We start from the raw sequence: 20100 nt of genomic DNA, 5'->3' as shown, positions 1-20100 counted from the left end.
ATAGGGTCAACCAGCCGTTTGGCTGAACCGGGCGAGGATCTCGAGGTACCGCGAACTGATCTCCGCGACCGTCGCGGCGTCAAACAGACTCGTGTTGTATTCGATCGACCCGCGCAGCTCGTCACCGGACGGCATCAGCACCGTCGCCAGCTCCCGCCGAGCACACGCCAGCGGCTGATCTTCAAGCACCACAGTCAAACCAGGAAGGTCCACTGTGGGCAGTCCGGGGTTCCATGCGAACATCGCGTCGCCAAACGGTGCGGGCTTACCTGGCACCCAATCGGGATCCAGCTCCCGCATCAGCACCGGCAGGAACATCGGCTGATGGCGCAACGCTTCCCGGTAGGCCACGCTTGCCGAAGCCAGGTAAGCATTCACGTCATCGAGCGGACGCAAACGCAACATCACCGCGCTGGAGAAGAACCCCACGACTGACTCCAGCGAAGCCTCCTGGCGGTGCGCATAAGGGCAGGCTAGTACCACCTCTTCATTGCCCGTGAGCTCACCAAGCAACGTGCCGTAGGCGCTTGCCACAACGGTAAACAGACTTGTGTCCTGCTGGCGTGCCAGCGACCGCAGTGATGCGGTCAGGCCGGCGGGCACGGTGAAGAAGAACTCGGCACCCACGCGGCTGGAGGCCTCGCGCTCCCCTGCGATCCGCAAAGTGCGTGGAACACCAGCCAGTTGAGACCGCCAGTAATCCAGAACCGAAGGCACCGCCGGTGTTTCCCGTTGCCGCACCGCATAGTCCACATAGGACAAGCCAAGAGCGGGAAGAGTGCAACCCGAATAGAGACTCTGAAGTTCGCTGAGCAGGCGCAAGATCGACCAGCCGTCAGCGGCGAGATGATGAACGACCACCATCATGACGGCCTGCCGCTGCGACACACGGGCAACAGATACCCGCAACAGTGGGGTGCCTGAAAACGCGCGCCGGCCTTCGGCGACACACCAGCCGTCGACATCCGCCTCACCGATGTCAGTCACGGCAATCGACAGCGGAACATGCGGCAACACCTCCTGCATAAGCACACCGTCGCGTTTGACCAGACGCGTGCGAATAGTCGCGTGACGCTCAACGAGCGTGTTCCAGGCAGCCGTCATCGCGGTCAGATCTAGCGCGCCCGTCAGGGTCATGCGCAAGGCGATGTGAACGGCCGCCGGGTCAGGGTTGATAGCTTGCTTATGCCACATCAGCTCTTGCTGGTAGGCCGCCGGTCCCGAGGCGATAACACTCATATCCTGAGCTAATGCCGCAATTCCAGTCGCCTCAAGGACTTTATGCACCGGGATGCCAAGCCGGTTCGCCACCCGCATCGCGGCGAGCGAATTGCCACCTGCCGCGAAGAAGCTGGCCTCTAACGGCAGCGCGGCAACGCCTAGCTCCTCACACCAGGCCGCGTGGACGGCGCGTTCCCTTTCCGTCGCAGGCTGCGCAGCGACTGCCAGCGCGGCAGGGGCAGGAAGCGCCGCCACATCAACCTTCCCAGAAGGCGTCAGCGGCAAAGAAGAAAGAAATACCCATGCCGTGGGTACTAAGTGAGCCGGCACCCGAGCGGAAAGCGCCTCCCGCGGATCGGCACCCACGACGTAAGCGGCCAAGTACGGTTCCGCGCCACGATCGTGGCGTGCCACCACGGCGGTCTGGACCACGCCCGGAATCCGTGCCAGCACGGCCTCCACCTCGCCCGGCTCTACCCGGTGCCCAGCAATCTTGACCTGGCCATCGGTGCGGCCGAGGAACTCAATCGTGCCGTCGCCCCGGATCCGGCCGCGGTCACCCGTGAAGTACTCCGACGGCAACCGCGGATCGTCCACATAGGAAGCGAGGGAGCGGCCAGACAGCACGATCTCCCCTACGGCGCCAAGAGCCACCGTTTGCCCTTGACTGTCAGCGATCCGGACCGTCACGTTGTCGATGGGCACCCCGATATCAATGACGTCACCGCTCTCAGGCGCGACTACACCGGCGGTCGCCACAATCGCGTTTTCCGTCGGACCGTAAGCGTTGAGCACCTGTGCCCGGAATCCTTTTGGTGGACGGCGTTTGAGCGCACTGCCGCCCACCACCAGCACCCGCAACGGCACATCGAAATCAAACACCAGCTCAGCTACAGCCGCCGGCAGGAACGCGACCGTTATCTGCTCAGCCCGCCACCATTCCACCAGCGCCGCCGGATCCAGGCGAACCTCAGCTGGTACCGGATGAACGGCCGCCCCCGCCACCAAAGCCGGATAGATCTCGGCCAAGTTAGCGTCGAACCCGAGACCCAGCCCGTGCGCCACACGATCGCCCGCACCCAGCGACAGGGCACCAACGTGCCATTGCATCGCGTTAACCGCGGCCGCCCGGGGCACGAGCACGCCCTTGGGCCTTCCCGTCGAGCCCGAGGTGTAAAGGCACCAGGTCGCCTCGGCCCGGCGATGCGGACCGTCCAGGGCGACCGGCCCGGCCGCCAGCAGCCGCAGGCGGGCCCCGCTATCACGGCACAGCTCGGCCACGCGGGCCTCAGGCGTAGCCGGGTCGATGGGCAGGAACACTCCTCCGGCCAGCATGACGGCGAGCTGGGCGGCGATCAGGTCACCACCGCGCGGGAGCACGACCGCGACGACGTTGCCCGCTTCGATGTCCAGGTCCTTCGACAGCCGCAGCGCCTGCTCATGAAGCTCGGCATAGGTCCACGCTGACTCGCCCTCGCGGATGGCGACCGCGTCCGGGGACAGGTTGGCTTGCTGCACGAACAGATCGGCCAGAGTGTGCGGCTCTTCCGCCGTGTGCGGCCCCTCCAGCACGCTGGCGCTGATCTCAAGCGTGGACAAGGGCACGGCCGGGTTGGCGGTCGCGATGTCCAGCAGCCGCTTAAAGTCGGCGAACAGGCGCCTGACGGAGGTTTCGTCCAGGACGTCCGTGCGGAACTCGACGTGACAGCGCAGATCGTCCTGATAGGACAGATAGACCATCAGGTCCACGGGGGCCTTGTTGAGCCCAGCGTCCAGCGGCGTCGCCGCGATGCCGGGTAAGTCGAAGGCGAACGCGCCTCCCGTCTCGTACTCGATGGCGATGTCGAAGAACGGGTTTCGGCCTGCGGCCCGTGTGGGCGCCAGCGAGGTGACCAGTTCCTCGAACGCAACGCTGGCGTGGTCATAGGCGTCGGCTGCCGTGGCCTGTACGCGGGCGGTCAGTTCGGCGAACGTCGGATCGCCCGCGACGGACAGCCGAAGCGGAAGCGTGTCAACGAAAAACCCGATGAGGTCGTTGGTCTGCTCGGTCCGGTTAGCAACGCCTGTGCCCACGATCAGGTCTTGCTGATCGCCATGCCGCGTCAGCGTGACGGCGAAAGCGGCAAGGAAGACAGTGAATGGCGTGACGCGATGTTCCCGGCCAAACTGGCGCACCCGCTCGGCCGGGATGGTGAAGAAGATGCTGCGGCCCGTTTCCGCCGGCTCGGCGGGCCGGGGCAGATCACTGGGCAGTGTGAGGTTCGGCGGCGCATCTTCAAGCAAGGTGCGCCAATAGCTCAGGTCGGCGTCGCTGGGTTGGGGCCAGTCCACGTCAGCGTATTCGGCCTTCAGCGGTGGAAGAACCGGTGCCGTCGCGGACACTCGGGCACGGTAAAACGCTGACACCTCACGGGTGAACACGGCGTAGGACCGGCCGTCAGCGGCGATGTGATGAAACGCCGCGATGAGCACGTGCCGCTCCGGTGAAAAACGCAGCAACCGGAAGCGGAACACCGGCCCCCGGCTGAGGTCGAACACGGGCCGGCTCAACGCCGCCAGCTCTTGCCGCACCACCTCGTGCAGATCACGGCCGCCGCACTCAACGACAGGACACTCCACTGTTACGTGACGCTCAATGAGCTGTACTTCATCTACGTATGTTGTCCGCAGTGGAGCATGACGTGCGACCACGTCGGCCAGCGCGCCCCGCAGCGCTTCGGCATCCAGCCGTCCGTCGAGCCTTATCGCGGCTGCCTCGTTGTAGGCCGCACGGTTCGGGTATAGCCGCTCGTTAAGCCACATGCGCCGCTGTGGCGGTGATAGCGGCGCCTTTCGCACCGACGGCCGCACTGTCTTTGCTTCCAGCTGGGTCAGAAACGGGAGCCCGGCACGGACCAACTCGGCGGGCAGTCCAAAGTCGACGAAGCAGGCGATCTCGTCGGCACCGGCTTGCAGCACGCTGGAAAGCACGTCAGCGCACGACTGCGGCGTGCCGATGAGCGCGCGCTCAGCGCAGTATCGCTCGTAGGCCCGGCCAAGGATGAACCGCAGATCGTCCTCGGGCGTGTTTTCCAGGTCGATGTTCATGCCAAGACTATTGGTGACCTGGCCCAGCAGACTGAACGACGACTTCAGGTAGGCGCAGAACGGCTCGAACGCGCTCGCGCGCACGGCCTCTAGATCGCCGCCAAGATAGGTGTGCAACAACACCGTCACGTGGCCGCCCGCCGGGTCGAGACCGTGCTCTGCTCGCGTTTTGCGGTACAGGGCAATGTTTTTCGCCAACTGGGTCACGTCTTGGGTCATCAGGTTGGTGACGACGCCGAGGTCCCGGCGGGCGGCTTCCCGGTAGCTGTCGGGGTTGCCGACGATAGCGTTGAAAAATGGCGGCATCGGCTGCACCGGCAGCGGGTGCAACGAGACGTCGATCGCCTTGCCGTCTCCCGCGACAGCTGAGACCGTTTGGCCACGCCACAGTTTCCGCACGGTCTCGAGGTGTTCGAACATCACCTGTTTGGCCCGGCCATAGTTTTCGGGGAAGAACACGAAATCGTTGGCATGCCAGCCCGGCGCCACACCGATGCCCACTCGGCCGCCGGAAATGTTGTCCACCATGGACCATTCCTCCGCCACGCGGACCGGATGGTGCAGCGGAAGCACCACCGAGCCGGCGTTGATGCGAATCTGCTTCGTCCGCGCGGCGATAGCGGCGGCGAGCACGGACGGATTCGGGAACAGGCCACCGAACGAGTGGAAGTGCCGCTCCGGAATCCACACCGCATGCAAGCCATGTGTATCAGCGAATTCCGCGGCGTCGAGGATCAGCTGGTACTTGCCCTGGCTAGTGGAGGCGGGATAGTCGCCGAAGAAGTACAAGCTCAGCCGGTCCAGTTTCGGGCGCTCAGTAACCTCAACCGGCGCCGATCGTGGCGTCGCGGGCGCCGCAGTTCCTTGCAGCACGGCCAACTGCTGGCGCATCACCTCCAGCTGCTGCTGGATAATCTGCGCCACCACCCCAGTCCCCTCCGGCCGCACCGCCCCACCAAGCACTGCCTCGCCCACCGATGCGCTTGGCGTCACTTCGCCCACGTGGCCGACCATGTTCGGGTGACTGGCAAAGGCCGCAAGCTGAGCTGCGGCCGCGTTAGCGGCGTTGGCCGCAAGACCAGCGGTGGCGACGGGACTGGCAGCCGCCGAGAAACCGGCTGCCGCCTCGTGACCAGCTGCGGTTGCGTGACTAGGTGTGGCAACGGAACCGGCCGCGACCGCGCGGCCGCTCGCGATGGCGAGGTCGACGGTCGCGGAGGGGCGGGTTGTGGCGGCGGATAAGGGGCCTGCCGAATTCAGGAAGGTGGCGACTTTACGGGGCGTACACAGGTCACCGAAAAGGTCACGAACCGGGACCCTCCTGCCGAACTCGCGCTGTAGCTCGGCCGCCATCGAGGCGAGTAGAAGCGAATCCGCGCCGAGGGCGAGAAACGCATCGTCGGCGTCGACCTCGGCAACAGGAACACCAAGGCTGGCAGCGGTCAGGGCACGAACACGGTCGAGGTGTGTGTCCACAGTGGAGATCCAATATCGCTTGCGCTGAAAGGGATACGGTGGCAGCGGCACCCGGCGTCCGCTGCTTCCGGCGGTGATCGCCGCCCAGTCCAGGGCGGCACCGCTAACGTAGGCTGAACCGACGGCGTGCCAGATGCCTTCAACGGCGGGAAGTTCAGGGGGCTGAGACGCGATCCAGCCGGGACCTGCCAGCGTGCTGAGCACCGCGTCGGGGCCTGCTTCAATCACCAGGCCACAGCCAGCCGACGACAACACCGAAACCGCTGCGGCGAACAGCACCGGCTGCCGTGCCTGACGGCAGAGATAGCCCGCATCCGGAACCCAGCCCAGCGGGCGCGGCTGACCGTCCACGGTGCTAACGAAAACGAGACGTGAAGGGCCGAAAGTCATGGAAGCCAGCGCTTCTTGCCACGGGCCAAGAAACGGCTCGACCGCAGCCGTATGAAACGCCCTCGACACCGCAAGTTTGCGGATCGCGACACCCAGTCCGAGGGCACGATCGATGGCTGAAGGCGGTCCAGCCACAACGAACCGCCCCGGGGCATTCGAGGCGGCAAGTTCCAGATCGGGAACGCGAGCCAAAACATCGTCCACTACAGACCGGTCACCGAATACAGCGGCCATCGCACCGGCCGGCATGAGCGAGGCCATTAGCCGCCCGCGCAGCGCGGCTAACTCGACCGCCGCTTGGGGTTCTAACACGCCCGCGACCGCGAGCGCGGCAAGCTCGCCAACGCTATGCCCGGTAACGAATTGCGGCTCGATTCCCCACTGCCGCCACAGGCTGGCGAGCCCGATCCCTAACGCGACCAACGCAGGCTGCGCGACTTCCGTCGACGTGTCACCTTCAGCAACGCGCTGGGCAAGAGCGGAGTCCAGTTGCTGCCATACCTCACCCACAGCCGGAAACCGTTGCACGAGTTCGGGAATGCGATGCAGTAACGTGCCCTGCCCGGCAAAGGCGAACGCCACCGGCCCCAGCCCGGCCACAGGAACGTCTCCGGTAAGCGCCTCGCCGGAACCCAATCGCGCCAACCGGTGTCGCCGATGGCGGCGCCCCGCTCCGGCCGTCAACACCGCATCACGGTGGCGCACTGACATCCGCTCGTAGGCTTGCGATAACTGTCGCAGAGCAACAGGATCGGCGGCCGAGACCGGCAGGACGCCCACCTCATCACCCGTTGGCGACAGCGTGTCAGCGGGCGGCTGCTCCACGATCACGTGAGCGTTCGTCCCGCCCACGCCCAGGGCGCTCACCCCCGCCCGCCGGATCCCGTCCGGCCACGGCATCAGCGACGTCGCCACTTTGAACGCCCCACGCCCGAACCCGAGCGCCGGATTCGGCCGGGCGAAGTTCAGCTGCGGTGGGATCAGTCCCTCGCGCACCATCAGCACCGTCTTGATCAGACCGGCCATACCGCTGCAACTGTCAAGGTGACCGATATTCGCCTTCACCGACCCCAAAAATCCACCTTGGGGGTACGCCGTGAGCAGCGCCTCGAACTCGACCGGATCCCCGAGCGGCGTTCCGGTGCCATGCGCCTCCACATATCCCACCGACTCAGCAGGCACATCAGCCTTGCGGACCGCCGCTCTGATCACCTCGACGTGCCCCTGCACGCCCGGTGCCGTGTAGCCGGCCTTGCCGCCGCCGTCATTGTTAACGGCCGTCGCGAGGATCACGGCGTGAACGGTGTCCCCGTCGGCGAGCGCCTTGCTCAGCGGCTTGAGCACGATGGCCGCCGCACCATTGCCACCAACGGTTCCGGCGGCCTCGGCGTCGAAGGGCCGGCAGCGCCCGTCCGGCGACAGGATGGAGTCTGGGCTGTAGTGATAGCCGGTCACCTGCGGCACATGGATCGCGGCCGCCCCGGCCACGGCAAGGTCGCACTCTCCACTCAGGATCGACTGCACCGCGAGATGAACCGCGACAAGAGAAGTCGAGCAGGCGGTTTGCACATTGATCGCTGGCCCGGTCAGCCCGAGCCGGTAGGCGACACGGGTGGCGAAGAAGTCGGGCTGACTGCCAAGCGCCGCACCGATCGCGTCGGAGATGTTGCCGGATGCGGTCACCTGGCTCAAGTTATTGCGCAGGTAGGTGTGGTGGGGATAGAGGTTCATACCGCTACCAGCGAACAGGCCCGTGGTCTCGTGCTCGGCACCAGCGTAGCCAGCGTGCTCCAGCGCGTTATAGCACACCTCAAGGAAGACGCGGTGCTGTGGATCAAGCAGCTCGGCTTCCTTCGCGCTGATGCCAAAGAACGCGGCGTCGAAGGCGTCGACATCGTCCACGACACCGCTCGCGGCGACGAAACCGGGCACGTTGACGGGCAGTCCCGCGGCGGCACACTCCTGTGCGCTGAAGTGTTTGATGCTCTCCACCCCGGCGGTGAGGTTCGCCCAGTAGGCCGCGATGTCCGGTGCCCCGGGAAACCGTGCCGCCATTCCCACTATGGCGATCCGACGATCGGAAGCGGCGTCCACGAGCCGGTCCGCCAAAGGCGCTTCTCCTTGCGTAGCAAGAAAAGCGGACAGCGCATCGATCGTCGGGTGAGCGAACAGTGCCGTCGCCGGAACGTCTCGCCCCAGCCGGTCAGTCAGGCGCGCCTGCAACTGAACAATCTGGACGGACCCTAAACCCAGCTCGTAAAACGGCTTACCCGCGTCGACCTCAGCCCCGCCTGGCACGAGCCCGGCAACCACCTGCGCGACAACCTGCCGCACCGCAGCCGCACCCCCGGCCTCGTCACCCGCACCTTGCCACGCCCCCCTTGACGCCACTCCTTCGCCCACCGGCCGACCCAATCGCGTTGGCAGCGACGGAGAGCCAGGGTCGTGGGTGGTGAGGTAGCGCTCGCGCAAGAGGCGGCGCTGGATTTTTCCGGCGCTTGTGCGCGGAAACTCGGGCACGGCAACAACATCGGTGACGGGCAGCCGCAGGCGCTCCCCTATCGCGGCAACGATGGCTGCGGCTACCTCAGGGTGGCTCACTCGCCCACTGGGCACGTAGAACAGCACGAGCCGTTCGGTGCCGGTGCTGACATCGGGGATGCCGCACGCGGCCACGAGGTGATCACGGATGCCGTGCACGTCGCGGACGGCTTCTTCGATTTCGTGGCAGGCATAGTTGTGGCCGTTGATGATGACGAGGTCCTTCTCCCGTCCCACCACCGTGATCCGGCCGTCGAGCATGTAGGCCAGGTCGCCGGAATCCAGCCAGCCCGGTTCAGCGAACGCCTCCCGGTCGGCGTCCGGGTCGTCGATGTAGCCGGGAGTGACCCGGGCTGACTTGACGTGCAGGCGGCCGACCTCGCCTTCGGGCAGAACGTTGAACGAGCCGTCCACGATGCGCAACGTCGCCCCGGGAGCGGGTCGACCAACGGACAGGTGCTCTCCTTGCCGGCACCAGTCTTCACCAAGGGACGCGAACGTTATCCCGGTGCAGGTTTCTGACATCCCCCAGCCTGGCGCGATCGCAGCCCGGCGGACACCGAAGCGGGCTGTGGCGTCCACAAAGGAGTCGAACACGGCCGGCGTGCACTGTTCGCCACCACTCACGAAACGCTTGACCTGCCGCAGATCCCAGGCCCGTTCCGGTTGCGCGGCAAGGGCATCGGTCACCAGACGGTAGGCGAACGTGGGCGCCCAGCCGTGCGTCGCACGGTAGTCGTGCATCAAATCGAGCCAGCGCAACGGATCGGCAAGCACCGGCTCCGTCGCGGCTTGAACCGTTGAGGCGCCAAGGAACGTGCCGCCCAGGTGATAGAGCATGAGCCCGGCCACATGGTCCAGGGGCAGCCAGTTCAACAGCGTGTCGCCCGGCGCGATATCGAGCAGTTGACGTGCTCCGATGGCATATTCGCTGATGCCGCGATGCGTGATCTGGACTATCTTTGGCCGGCCGGTGCTGCCCGAGGACAGTTGCAGCATGGCGATGTCGTCTGGCTGTGCTGTTGGTTGCGTCGCGGTGACGTCTGCGGCCATCAGGGCCTGGGCGGGCACGACCTGTGCGGCGAAAGGCATGTGGCGCAACGCGGCGGCTTCCTTAGTACCCCCAATGATTGTTGGTTGTCGCAGTTTTTCCCAGACGTAGCCGAGGCTTTCTGGTTTGCCAACGGTGACAGGAATGACGCCTGCCAAGGCGCAGCCCCAGAATACGGGGAAGTATTCGGCATCGCCGATGTGCAGGATCGCGTATTTGCCGGTGAGACCAGCTGCCACGCGGGAGGCCTGGCTCAGTAGCTCGGGATAGGACGTGAAGCCAGCTCCAGCTATGTGGACGCCAGCGTCCGGAAAGACATCAGCGGCGCGGCGCAGTGCCGCTGGCAGGGTCAGCGGGAACAGTGGATCGTCTGGTAAGTCGCCACCGTAACTGACGGCCAGCTTCATTGCTGCCTCCCCCGAATCCCAGCAAAATGATCAGAACAAATCCCACGGCACCGGTGAGCGCGATAGCGTGTGCGCTCGCGACGACGGTGAGCGGCGCCGCCTGGCCGAGGAAGGCGCCACAAGCCACCATGCCAAGACCGAAGCCGGCGTTCTGAGCGGCGTGGGCCAAGCCGAACACGGCCGGGCGCTGCTCGTCTGATAGCCGCTGCAACCTGGTGGTGTAGCTGATTTCGGCGTAGCCGTCGGCGATTCCCGCACCGGCCGCGACCACGACGAGCAGCCACATCGGAAGGCCCGTAAAGGCCAAGACGAATAGCACCGACATCAGGCAGGTGGCGATGCCAAAGCCCAGCGTGCTGGCATTGCGCGCCAGCCACCGCCCAGCGACAAGGCTGCCCACGGCCCAGGCTGTCATGAAGATGGCGGCGAAGGCTGCCGGGTCATCGGGCCAGACCGAACTGGCGTAGACCGGTAAGGCGACGTTGTGTGACGCGGAGCCGAGAGCGTCGAGGCTACGCAGAGCGATCATCGCGATGAGCCCGGGTGCGAGCGCGGCCAGCACGAACCGCTTGCGCTGTCCCGTGGCTGGACCCGTGGCGGCGCGTTTCGGCGCGGCGAACGGAACTAACAGCAGAAGTGACGCACAGACCACATAGGACAGTGCGTCGATGAGGAACACGGTAGTGAAACCGAGCCCGGACACGAGCACTCCGGCGGAGGCAAAGCCGAGCAGCATCGCCGCGGAGCGGCCAGAAACGAGGCGGCCGTTGGCTTTAGCGAGCTCCCCGCTGGCTACAAGGTCAGGGATGCTGGAGCGCATCGCGACATTCCACCGCGCGGTAGCCGTTCCCAGGACGATAGCCAACGCGTAAAGCAGCCACAGCGACGGCCATAAAGCGACAGCCGCCACCCCCGCCGCGCAGATGACGTCTGAGCTAATCATCAGGGCTTTCCGGGGATAGCGCCCCGCGAGCCATCCCGCGGCGGGCCCGGCGACGAATCCCGACGTCAGCCGCAACGCCATGAACAGACCGGTTTCGAACGCCGATCCGCTCAGCTGGAAGGCGAACAGTCCTAACGCGAGCAGGTTCAGATAGCTACCAAATGACGACACCGCGTAAGCAGCGATGAGAATACGTAGCCGGGGGTGGGTGCGGTCATCGCCTAAGGTCACGTCACTGGGCTCCCGGGCTAGGTCCGTCTCATCCTGCCAGGGAACGTGAATAATTCAACTCTTGCGAAATTCTTTCACCCGAGGTAGGGAGCAGTGTCCTTATTGGACAGTTGTCATCTCGTCTCGCAAGCTCCGCTGAACATATGCCATCGCTTCGATAGCTGACGGATCGGCGAACCGGCTGCCCATTTCCTCCGGCGGCACGTCCTCGACGTGCTCGTGCAGCCACCACAGGTGCCCTTGCGGATCGCGCACCCTCGCCACCCGCTCGCCGAAGGCAAGCAGCGTCGGCTCGGTAACTACCCGCGCCCCCGCGGCCACCGCCTTAGTGACCGTCGCGGCGACATCGCTCACATACACCCGCAGATGCGCCGGAGTGGACGGCCAGTCTTGTTTGGCGTCAAACAACATGATGACGCTGCCGCCGAGGTCCACTTCTACGTGACCGATAAGGCCGTCCTCATCGAGCATCCGGGAACCCGGCGTCTCCGCGGCACCGAACACCGTGGCGAGAAAACGGATCTCAGCATCGGTGTCACGGCTGATCACCCACGGATCGACGGTCGCGTAGCGTTGCGGCACAGTCATTTCAGCTTCACCCTCATTCCAGCAAAGTGAGCACGCCGGCCACCGCGAATCCGAGCGTGACCAGCAACCCGGTCCAGCGGCGGCCCTGCTTTACCGCCTCGGGAATCATCGAGTTAGCCAGCATCGTCAGCACAGCCCCGGCGGCGAACGCCTCAACATAAGCACCGTCTGCATGCGGCAGCAACCGCAGCAGCGCATAACCCAGCGCCGCGGCGACCGCGGAGACCAAGACAATCCCGGCCCACATCCGGTAAATGGCCATCGTCGTGTGCCCAGCCTTGCGCAGCCCGCTAGTGGCACCAAGCGATTCTGGAAGGTTGGACAAGAAAACCGCCGCGAGAAACGCGATGCTGACATGTCCGCCGGCCGCCAGACTCATGCCGAGCACAAGCGATTCTGGTACGCCGTCGAGCAGTGCCCCTAACGCGATCGAGCTACTGGCCGCGGCCTCGGACTTGTGCCGGCCGGTCGTGGCCCGGTCGGCGGCGAAGAAAACCACCGAGCCGATCGCGAACGCGATGAAGCTCCAGCCGTTGCGAAACGACTCTTCGGGTATCAGCTCATAGGCGATCGCCCCGAGCAGCGTTCCGGCACCGAAGCCCATGATCAGGCCCACGGTGCGCGCCTGGGGCCGCCAGTGCACAGCGAGCCACGCTCCAATGAGCAGGGACACCGCGCCAAACGCTCCCCACCCGGCTGCGGCAAGCCACATCATGAGTTGACGGTAGACCGGGAAGAACCGTGGCGCCGCCCGGTTGGCCGTTTAGCTATCGGGGCTTTCGGGCATGTCCTTGAGGGTGACAACCTACCTGCCACCGTTGCCTGTCATTGCGGGCGAGAACGAGACATACCAGTATGTTCCCCCGGGCCGCAGCATCATCACCGTGCTCACCGATGACCACGCTGAACTGGCCGCCATGGCTGACGCGCTAGCGAAAGCGCAGATGCCCACGCGCCAGGATGCTGACCGGCTCACCGCCGCGACAACCAGGCACCTATCCGCCGAGCGCCAATACCTTTATCCGGTACTGGAAAAGCTGCCCTCCACACACGGCAGTGAAACGGCGGACAGGCAAATCGATCGTGATGAGACACTCCTGAAGGATCTGGCCGCCTTGCAAACGGTGGCGCCAGGTACAGCGGCGTTCCGCCAATCGGCACAGGCGATTGTCACCGAGCTGCACCGCCACACCGGCAGCTGCGATGCGGACATCTTCCCTGAACTGCTCGCGGCAGTAAGCAAGGTGGATCTCATCCGGCTGGGAAACCGTGTGGAAGTGGCACGTGAAGCAGCACCCAGCCGGCCTCACCACGGTGCACCGGCGCGTCCACCTTGGAACAAGCTCACCGACGCTCTGCTTGGTGCGGCTGACAAAATCCGGGACCTGTTGACCGGGCGCAAAACCTACCCCGCCTGACAGAACTGAGGAACAAATATGCGTGAAGGATCAGGAATGCGAATTGGGGCATTGCTTGCTGTTGTCTGGATCATCATCGGGCTAGTGGCAGCAGGGCAACGCGGATACTTCAGTGGAGATGAGAAAAGCTGCAGCGACGCCGGAAACACGATACTCACGATCGTCGCTGGGCCTTTGAACTATGTGGGAATCAATCCCAAGATCACCTGTGAGGCGCCGCAGCCTTCACCGTAACTGCTCGGCGATGCTGTCCGGGTCGCTGATGACGGCCTGGGCGACCTCGCCGAGACGCAGGTTGTGGTTTCGGGCGTGCGCGCGGATGACCGCGAACGCTTCATCGACGCTGATGCCGCGTGCTTGCGCGAGGGCGCCCTTGGCCTGCTCGATGGTGATGCGGCTGTTGAGCGCACCTTGGAGCTGTTCGGTGAGCAGCTCCCCTCGCTTGATCGCGCGCTCCTGCAGCAATCCGATGGAGGCGACATCGGCGAGAGCCTGCACGATTTGCACGTCGGTCTCGGCTAGGCGCCCGCCGACGCTGGCACTAAAGACGTTCATGGCCCCGATGCGCTCGGCGCGCAGCCGCAACGGGAAGGCGTGCACGGACCGGAATCCGGCCTGCACCGCGCGGGGGGCGAAGCGTGGCCAGCGGGCTTTGGCTTCGGTCAGGTCAGCGTTGACGACCGGGGTGCCGCTGCGGAACGCATCCAAGCATGGGCCTTCCTGGTTTTGAACCTGGAACAGCTCCAGCAGCTTCACGTTTTCATCCGAGGCGGCCATGAATTCCAGCCGTCCCCGCTGATCGGCGAGAAGCAGCCCGACCGGTGAGGCGTCGAGCAGGTCAGCTGTGCGGCTGGCCAGCAGCTGCAAGAATTCGATCAAATCAAATTCATCGACGAGGGTGTCGGCGACCTCGACGAACACCCGGGCCAGCCGCTGCGCGGAAATGGTGGTGGTCATGGCTGCCTTTCTTCCTTTCCTGCGTAAGTCATTCTCGTTCACGGCCGTGGTGTAGCGAAGCTCAAGCGGCGGGCGACGATGTCCTGGGCGACCTCGCCCAGACGCCGGTCATGGGCGTAGGCGTAGGCGCGCATCCGGGCCATCGCCTCAGCCAGGCTGCCGCCCAGTTGCACCATGACCATGCCTTGAGCCTGGAACAACTCGGCCCGTGAACCCAGCGGGTCATCAAGCCAGCCGCCTGCCTCGCCATTGCCGGTGCCGTCCTGGCCGTCGATCAGGGTTGCGACCGCGACCTCGGCGAAGGTGAGCGCGAGACCGAGTTCGTTGCCAGTGAGCATGCCCGGCGCACTACGGAAAACGTCTAGCATTCCTAGCCGTGCCGCACCAACCTGCAGCGGAAACGCGAATACCGCCCGTACGCCGCTGGCATGCACGGCGGGTGCGTAGACGGGCCAGCGCGCCATCGCGGAGGCAAGGTCGGGGATGAGCACGGGGCGTGCTGACGCGAACGCGTCGACGCACGGCCCTTCACCTAGCGTGAGTTGTAGCTCCTCGAGACGCTCAATGTCGGGACTGGACGCCGCGGTCACGGCACGCATCCCGTCTTTAACCATGACAGTCAGGCCTGCCCCAGAAGCCGACAGTGCCCGCGCCGCCGCACCGCACAAGCGCCGCATCCCACCAGCCACACCCAGATCATCCTCGCTGGCTGTGGGTTCCTGGCGGATCAAAGCTTCCACCTCGCGGAACTGCTCGGGAACGCCGTTCACCCGCATCCCCCTAAGGCGCGCCATGGCTACACCTTCATCAAATTTGCGCCACCAAGGGCCAGAGTAGCCAGGCCTGCCACAGGTGCCGGCCTGAACCGGACTCTAGCACCCGATGATGGCACGCTCACGATCCGCGATCACACAATTACGGCGTATACTGAGCGCGTAATTGAGCCGTGTTAGCTCACTGCCCCAGACCTCGGCAGCCGTATGACGGACTTTGCCAGAGGCGAGGCATGAAGATTTCACCCACTAACAAAATGGCCGTTGCCATGACTGTGACCGCCGATCAGTACGCCGTCTGCTTGCGTTTAGCTGGAGACATCGATTTGGTCGGCGAACCCGATCTGGCCAGGCTCGCAGAAGACCTTGCCGCGACACGTTGCTCGCGTGTCCACATCGACTTGCAGCCTGTGACCTTCGCCGGATCCACCCTGATCAACTTTCTGTTCCGGCTATCGCGCCGCACCTCGGTGACGTTGTGCCGGCCCGCAGCGATGACACGGCATCTGATCACACTGACGGGCCTCAATGAGCTGGCCGCGGTCCGCTCTGATCTCCCAGCTGATTGGACGGAGACGTCGTCCCGGGACAACACCCCTGTGGCCGCTGTGGCGTAGCGATGCGCTGTGGGCATCACTACGCCGCGGCCCACGCTTACGATCGCGCGAGGAACATCGTGCGCAGGTTTTCCAGAGACCGGCCAAGCAGGCGCGAGACGTGCATTTGGGAAATGCCAAGGCGGTCGGCGATTTCTCGTTGCGTTAAGTCATCGATGAACCGCAGGCGCAACATGAGCCGCTCGCGAGCAGGCAGGCCAGCCATATGCTGGGCCAAGACTTGTAGGTCTGGCACCGCCTCCAGGCGTCGGTCCACCCCGCCGAGCAGTTGGCTCAATTCACTTTCACTGTCGTCATTGGGCGGCTGGTCTAACGAGCGTGTCCGGTAGGCCAGGCGGCTGCGCAACCCGTCGCGAGTGTCCTTTTCAGACAGATGCAGATGAGTTGCCAAATCGGCCACCGTCGGGGTGTGGCCCAGCTGTTGCGTCAGGGCGGGAATGGCACGGCTGGTCTGCAGGTGAAGCTCTTGCATGCGGCGAGTGACGTGCAGGCTCCAGCCGTTGTCGCGGAAGTGTTTCTTGACCGCGCCGACGATGCACGGATAGGCGTAGCGGGCGAAGGTGGCACCGTGCGACGGGTCGAACCGGCTGGCCACCCGGACCAGTTCAAGCAGGGCTACCTGCGTCAGGTCTTCTACGTCTTCACCGCGCCCGGCGAACGAGCGCGCGATATGTGTGGCCATGGGCATATGCGAGGCGATCAGATCATCGCGCTGCCTGGCTTGTTTCTGGTCAGCTGCGGCAAGAAGACGGACGGCCTTGGCGTTTCGTGGGGTGCCGCCGGAATCCGGCAATGAGGTGGCGCGACGTCGTTTTGGCGCGATGGAGCTGATCGGACCCATGATCTTCTCCCTAAGACGGGGCACACGGTCAAAGGGTGCCGCCAGGGTCCAGAACGGCTGCCGTGTGAGGAGAAGACTACGCCGATTTCACGCATGGGGTTAGAAAGGTGGCAGCGGGGGCAAGATTGCGGGTAGAAAGACAGGTTCACCTGACGCCCAATTTGAGGAATGTTGATGGCGACCACCACGGACTATGACGCTCCGCGCAACACCATCACCACGGATGACAGCCTGGAACACCTGCAGGACCGGCGCGGGGAACCTAACGCGGCGGTAATCGACGCCGATGAAAACGACCTCGCCGCTGCTTTTGCCCTGCCTGGCGCCGACCAGCTCGACGAAGAGCTTTCCGTCGCCGTCGTCCCGATGAAGTCAGACGAGTTCCGGTGCACGAGTTGCTTCATGGTCTGGCACCGCAGCCAGCAAGCGGCCACGGAGCCTGACCTGTGCCGCGATTGCGGCTAGCTAGCCCAGGACGCGGTTGAGATAGTCGTTGCTGAACAAGCGGTTGGGGTCGAGCTTGTCGCGCACGGCGACGAAGTCGCCGAAACGGGGGTAGAGCTTGCTCAGCGACGCGGCGTCTTGGTAATGGATTTTGCCCCAGTGCGGGCGACCTTCGTATGCGCGGAAAATCTGTTCCACCGCTTGGAAATACTCGTAGTGGTCCTCTTTGAAGTATCGGTGCACCGCGATGTAGCCCGTTTCGCGCCCGTAGGCGGTGGAAAGCCACAAGTCGTCGGGGGCGGCGGCACGCACCTCAAGGGGGAAGGAGATGCGCCAGCCACGCGCCTTGATCAGGGAGTCGATGTCGCGTAGCACGGCCGGAATGACGGACCGCGGCAGGGCGTATTCCATTTCCCGGAAACGAACCTTGCGCATGGTCGTGAACACTGACGTTGACACATCAGTGAATTCGCGGTCGCCGGTCAGTTTCTGGGCCAGCCGGTTGACCGGTGGAATCACGGACGGAAACGCCTTGCCCAGCGAGCACACGAGCCCGAAGACCTTGTTAGCCATCAGGTCGTCGTCGATCCAGCGTTTGAAGCCGCCCAACGGCTGTGACGGGGCGGTCAGCGGCAGGCGCGTGTTGGTCTTCGTCAGCGCGGTCGGCGTGTGCGGAAACCAGTAGAACTCAAAGTGATCCGGGCCGGTGGCGCGGGCTTCCCAGTTATCGAGCACGTCCTGCAACGGTTCCGGCCGTTCGACGGCGTGCAGCTGGAACGCGGAGACACATTGGACGGTCACGCTCGTGATGATGCCCAGGGCACCTAGGCCGAGCCGGGCGGCGTGAAACAGCTCAGCGTGCTGGTGCGCGGAGATGTCGAGCACGGACAGGTCAGCCGTAATCATCGACAGACCGGTGATCTGCGTGGCCAGCCCGCCAAACGAGGCACCGGTGCCATGCGTTCCTGTCGACGTCGCGCCGGAGATCGTCTGGGCGTCGATGTCGCCGAGGTTGATCATCGCGAGGCCATGTGAGGCAAGCAGTTTGGGGACTTGGTGCAAGTGGGTTCCGGCGGCGAGGGTGACGGTCTGCTGCGCGGCGTCGACGGCGAGCAGACCGGACAGCCCGGAGAGGTTGAGCTGGATGCCGGGGGCGGCGGCGATGCCGGTGAAGCTGTGCCCGGCACCGACTGCTTTGACCTTCATGTTGTTCTGGCTGGCGTAAGCTATCGCCGCCGCGATCTCGGCTTGGTCAGTTACGTGCGCGACCCGTTGCGGCGTAATGCTTTCCGAGCGGGCCCAATTCTGCCATGTCACAGGAAGTCCTTCCCTTCCCCGCGATAGGTCGGCACCTCGGTGGCCACCGTATCCCCATCGACGATGTGGAATGTGTTGACATGTTCGCTGAGTTCGCCTGCTTTGGTGTGGCGCATCCAGACACGGTCGCCGACGCGCAGGTGACGGGCGGCCTCGCCGGTGACCGGGGTCTGCACCTCGCCGGCGCCTTCACGGCCGGTCAGCTTGAGGCCGGGCGGCCACACCGGTTGCGGCAGCCGCGATTTGCCAGCCTGGCCGGAGGCGATCCAGCCGCCACCCAGCAGCGTGACGCGGTCAGCCGCGGGCCGCCGCACGACCGGCAGGGCAAAGGCTGCCGCCGGTGCCGGGGTGAAGTGCGCGTAGGTGTCGAACAGGTGCGGCCCGAACAGCCCCGAACCGGCTGCCAGCTCAGTGACGCTGGGGTCCGCGGCGGTGACCTCCAGGCTGCCCGTTCCGCCGCCGTTGACGAATTCCAGATCGGACAGTTCCCGGATGCGCCGCACGGCCTCGGAGCGCCGCTCAACGAGTTCGGCCATAGACCGCCGCTGGATCGCTTTGATGAGCGCACCTTGCACGGGCTGGCCGGTCGGGGCGTTGCCGAGCCCGGCCACCTGTGCCTCGTACCCCATGAGGCCTGTGAGTTTGAATCTCTTTCGCCGCAACACTTCTTGAGCGAGCGTGACGGCTGCTGAGGCGCTGTGCACAGGCGAACGGTAGACGCCGATGTGACCGAGGACCCGCGACCTCCATGAGGCGTCCAGTTCCAGGCACACACGGATGACCTGACCGTCGCGGGTGCACGACTCGATGAAGTCCAGTTGTTCCACCGCGTCCACCATGACAGTGACACGCTGCGCGACGTCGCCTTGCAAGGCCGCATAGGCGGCACGGTCCGCGCTCGGATACCCAACCACAATGTCGTCATAGGACTCCGCGAGCCAGACCGCTTCGCGCAAGCTATAAGCCAAGATTCCCTGGTACTCCGGGAGTTCGAGCACCGCGTCGAGCACCGCCCGCACCCGGACCGACTTCGACGCCACCCGGATCGGCTTGCCACCCGCCCGGCGGATCAGGTCGAAAGCATTGTGGGACAAGGCTTGCAAGTTCAGCGCGGCAAAGACGGGATCGAGGTGAGCGGTCGCGGCATCCAGGCCTGCCCAATAGCGGGCAGGGTCATTCCACGGTTGCGCCACAGACGGCACGAGTTTCATGCGGCGACCGCCAGACTGGCCAGAGCGGCCGCGGCGAAGTCGATGACGCGTTCGGCCGCTTCGGTGTCACGGTCGGCGAGCCAGCCCAGCGACAGCCCGTCGGTCAGCGTGATGACGATGCGGGCCATGTCTGGAGCGGGAAGGGTCCACGTGATTCCCATGTGGACGGCGACCGCGTTGAGCACTTCGGCCGCGGCGGCATAGTTGGCTTCGTATTGCCCGCGAGCGTCCTCGTCGCGGCCGTTGCGCAGGGCATAGTGGGCTAGCTCGAACATGGCTAGTTCGCGGCCGGGGTCGGAGGCGATGTGGGCGAGGTAGCCCCGCAGCGCCGCCCGGATGACGCCTTCGAGGTCATCGGCATCGGTGTCGGCCGCAAGCGCGCCCAGCGCGGCCTGCACCTGTGAGCGGACCGTAAAGGCGATCAGTTCCTCACGTGAGGAGAAGGCGTAGTGCACGCTGGCCAGCGACATCCCCGCCTCGGCGGCGATGGCCCGGGTGGTGGCGGCGGCGACGCCCTGTGCGGCGATCACGCGCAGTGCGGCCTGGGCCAGGGCGTTGCGGCGTTCAGCCGCGGGAATGCGTGGCAA

The 20100-nt window shown here is 65.0% G+C and carries 14 protein-coding genes; 4 read left to right on the top strand and 10 right to left on the bottom strand.

Annotation, left to right across the window (positions count from 1 at the left end; all coding sequences use genetic code 11):
* Window positions 1-6: 6 nt before the first annotated feature.
* The 4 genes from A3E1_RS42910 to A3E1_RS0130330 form a co-directional block, all read right to left on the bottom strand.
* A complete protein-coding gene (locus A3E1_RS42910; protein WP_020524576.1) occupies window positions 7-10173 on the bottom strand; it encodes a type I polyketide synthase in 10167 nt (3388 codons plus the stop codon).
* The gene (locus A3E1_RS42905) at window positions 10085-11347 is read right to left on the bottom strand and encodes an MFS transporter (protein ID WP_020524575.1); all 1263 of its coding nucleotides are present in this window, start codon (window positions 11345-11347) and stop codon (window positions 10085-10087) included. The genes A3E1_RS42910 and A3E1_RS42905 overlap by 89 nt, the downstream gene beginning before the upstream one ends.
* Window positions 11348-11446: 99 nt before the next feature.
* Entirely contained in the window at window positions 11447-11935 is a 489-nt protein-coding gene (locus tag A3E1_RS0130335) for a VOC family protein (RefSeq protein WP_020524574.1), read from the bottom strand.
* A 13-nt stretch (window positions 11936-11948) separates the two neighbouring features.
* Window positions 11949-12650 (bottom strand): ZIP family metal transporter, encoded by a 702-nt coding sequence (locus A3E1_RS0130330; protein WP_020524573.1) that lies wholly within the window; start codon window positions 12648-12650, stop codon window positions 11949-11951.
* Between the two features lie 70 nt (window positions 12651-12720).
* Here A3E1_RS0130330 and A3E1_RS0130325 point away from each other — a divergent pair, with 70 nt between their 5' ends.
* Together A3E1_RS0130325 and A3E1_RS0130320 are read left to right on the top strand one after the other, a co-directional pair.
* On the top strand, window positions 12721-13353 hold the full coding sequence (locus A3E1_RS0130325) for a hemerythrin domain-containing protein (protein ID WP_020524572.1): 633 nt from the start codon (window positions 12721-12723) through the stop codon (window positions 13351-13353).
* A 36-nt stretch (window positions 13354-13389) separates the two neighbouring features.
* Window positions 13390-13587, top strand: a complete 198-nt coding sequence (locus tag A3E1_RS0130320) for a hypothetical protein (RefSeq protein ID WP_020524571.1) — start codon at window positions 13390-13392, stop codon at window positions 13585-13587.
* Here the strand turns inward: A3E1_RS0130320 and A3E1_RS0130315 are convergent.
* Both A3E1_RS0130315 and A3E1_RS0130310 read right to left on the bottom strand, forming a co-directional pair.
* On the bottom strand, window positions 13579-14310 hold the full coding sequence (locus tag A3E1_RS0130315) for a GAF and ANTAR domain-containing protein (RefSeq protein WP_020524570.1): 732 nt from the start codon (window positions 14308-14310) through the stop codon (window positions 13579-13581). The genes A3E1_RS0130320 and A3E1_RS0130315 overlap by 9 nt on opposite strands.
* Before the next feature lie 38 nt (window positions 14311-14348).
* On the bottom strand, window positions 14349-15104 hold the full coding sequence (locus tag A3E1_RS0130310; protein WP_245571475.1) for a GAF and ANTAR domain-containing protein: 756 nt from the start codon (window positions 15102-15104) through the stop codon (window positions 14349-14351).
* Window positions 15105-15352: 248 nt separating this feature from the next.
* Between A3E1_RS0130310 and A3E1_RS0130305 the strand changes: the two genes are divergently transcribed.
* Entirely contained in the window at window positions 15353-15700 is a 348-nt protein-coding gene (locus A3E1_RS0130305; protein ID WP_157631831.1) for an STAS domain-containing protein, read from the top strand.
* A gap of 37 nt (window positions 15701-15737) precedes the next feature.
* On the opposite strand, the gene A3E1_RS42900 is transcribed toward A3E1_RS0130305, so the two are convergent.
* Window positions 15738-16541 carry a sigma-70 family RNA polymerase sigma factor gene (locus A3E1_RS42900; protein ID WP_020524567.1) on the bottom strand — a complete coding sequence of 268 codons (804 nt, stop codon included), beginning with the start codon at window positions 16539-16541 and terminating at the stop codon, window positions 15738-15740.
* Window positions 16542-16715: 174 nt separating this feature from the next.
* Here A3E1_RS42900 and A3E1_RS0130295 point away from each other — a divergent pair, with 174 nt between their 5' ends.
* On the top strand, window positions 16716-17006 hold the full coding sequence (locus tag A3E1_RS0130295; RefSeq protein ID WP_020524566.1) for a DUF4193 family protein: 291 nt from the start codon (window positions 16716-16718) through the stop codon (window positions 17004-17006).
* Here A3E1_RS0130295 and A3E1_RS0130290 read toward each other — a convergent pair whose 3' ends face one another.
* The 3 genes from A3E1_RS0130290 to A3E1_RS0130280 are packed head-to-tail and all read right to left on the bottom strand — an operon-like array spanning window position 17007 to window position 20100.
* A complete protein-coding gene (locus A3E1_RS0130290; protein ID WP_020524565.1) occupies window positions 17007-18302 on the bottom strand; it encodes a D-arabinono-1,4-lactone oxidase in 1296 nt (431 codons plus the stop codon).
* Window positions 18299-19513, bottom strand: coding sequence for an amino acid deaminase/aldolase (locus A3E1_RS0130285; protein WP_020524564.1), 1215 nt, complete (start codon window positions 19511-19513; stop codon window positions 18299-18301). Before A3E1_RS0130285 ends, A3E1_RS0130290 begins: the two co-directional genes overlap by 4 nt.
* A complete protein-coding gene (locus A3E1_RS0130280; RefSeq protein WP_020524563.1) occupies window positions 19510-20100 on the bottom strand; it encodes a TetR/AcrR family transcriptional regulator in 591 nt (196 codons plus the stop codon). Before A3E1_RS0130280 ends, A3E1_RS0130285 begins: the two co-directional genes overlap by 4 nt.

Source organism: Catelliglobosispora koreensis DSM 44566 (assembly GCF_000379685.1).
Taxonomy (GTDB): Bacteria; Actinomycetota; Actinomycetes; order Mycobacteriales; family Micromonosporaceae; genus Catelliglobosispora; species Catelliglobosispora koreensis.
This window is presented reverse-complemented; position numbering and strand designations above follow the sequence as displayed.

Bases quoted from the DNA above. Each gene is read 5' to 3' on its own strand.
- A3E1_RS42910 (WP_020524576.1), bottom strand. From the start codon at position 10,173: ATGAAGCTGGCCGTCAGTTACGGTGGCGACTTACCAGACGATCCACTG.
- A3E1_RS0130335 (WP_020524574.1), bottom strand. From the start codon at position 11,935: ATGACTGTGCCGCAACGCTACGCGACCGTCGATCCGTGGGTGATCAGC.
- A3E1_RS0130330 (WP_020524573.1), bottom strand. From the start codon at position 12,650: ATGATGTGGCTTGCCGCAGCCGGGTGGGGAGCGTTTGGCGCGGTGTCC.
- A3E1_RS0130325 (WP_020524572.1), top strand. From the start codon at position 12,721: ATGTCCTTGAGGGTGACAACCTACCTGCCACCGTTGCCTGTCATTGCG.
- A3E1_RS0130320 (WP_020524571.1), top strand. From the start codon at position 13,390: ATGCGAATTGGGGCATTGCTTGCTGTTGTCTGGATCATCATCGGGCTA.
- A3E1_RS0130315 (WP_020524570.1), bottom strand. From the start codon at position 14,310: ATGACCACCACCATTTCCGCGCAGCGGCTGGCCCGGGTGTTCGTCGAG.
- A3E1_RS0130310 (WP_245571475.1), bottom strand. From the start codon at position 15,104: ATGGCGCGCCTTAGGGGGATGCGGGTGAACGGCGTTCCCGAGCAGTTC.
- A3E1_RS0130305 (WP_157631831.1), top strand. From the start codon at position 15,353: ATGACTGTGACCGCCGATCAGTACGCCGTCTGCTTGCGTTTAGCTGGA.
- A3E1_RS42900 (WP_020524567.1), bottom strand. From the start codon at position 16,541: ATGGGTCCGATCAGCTCCATCGCGCCAAAACGACGTCGCGCCACCTCA.
- A3E1_RS0130295 (WP_020524566.1), top strand. From the start codon at position 16,716: ATGGCGACCACCACGGACTATGACGCTCCGCGCAACACCATCACCACG.
- A3E1_RS0130285 (WP_020524564.1), bottom strand. From the start codon at position 19,513: ATGAAACTCGTGCCGTCTGTGGCGCAACCGTGGAATGACCCTGCCCGC.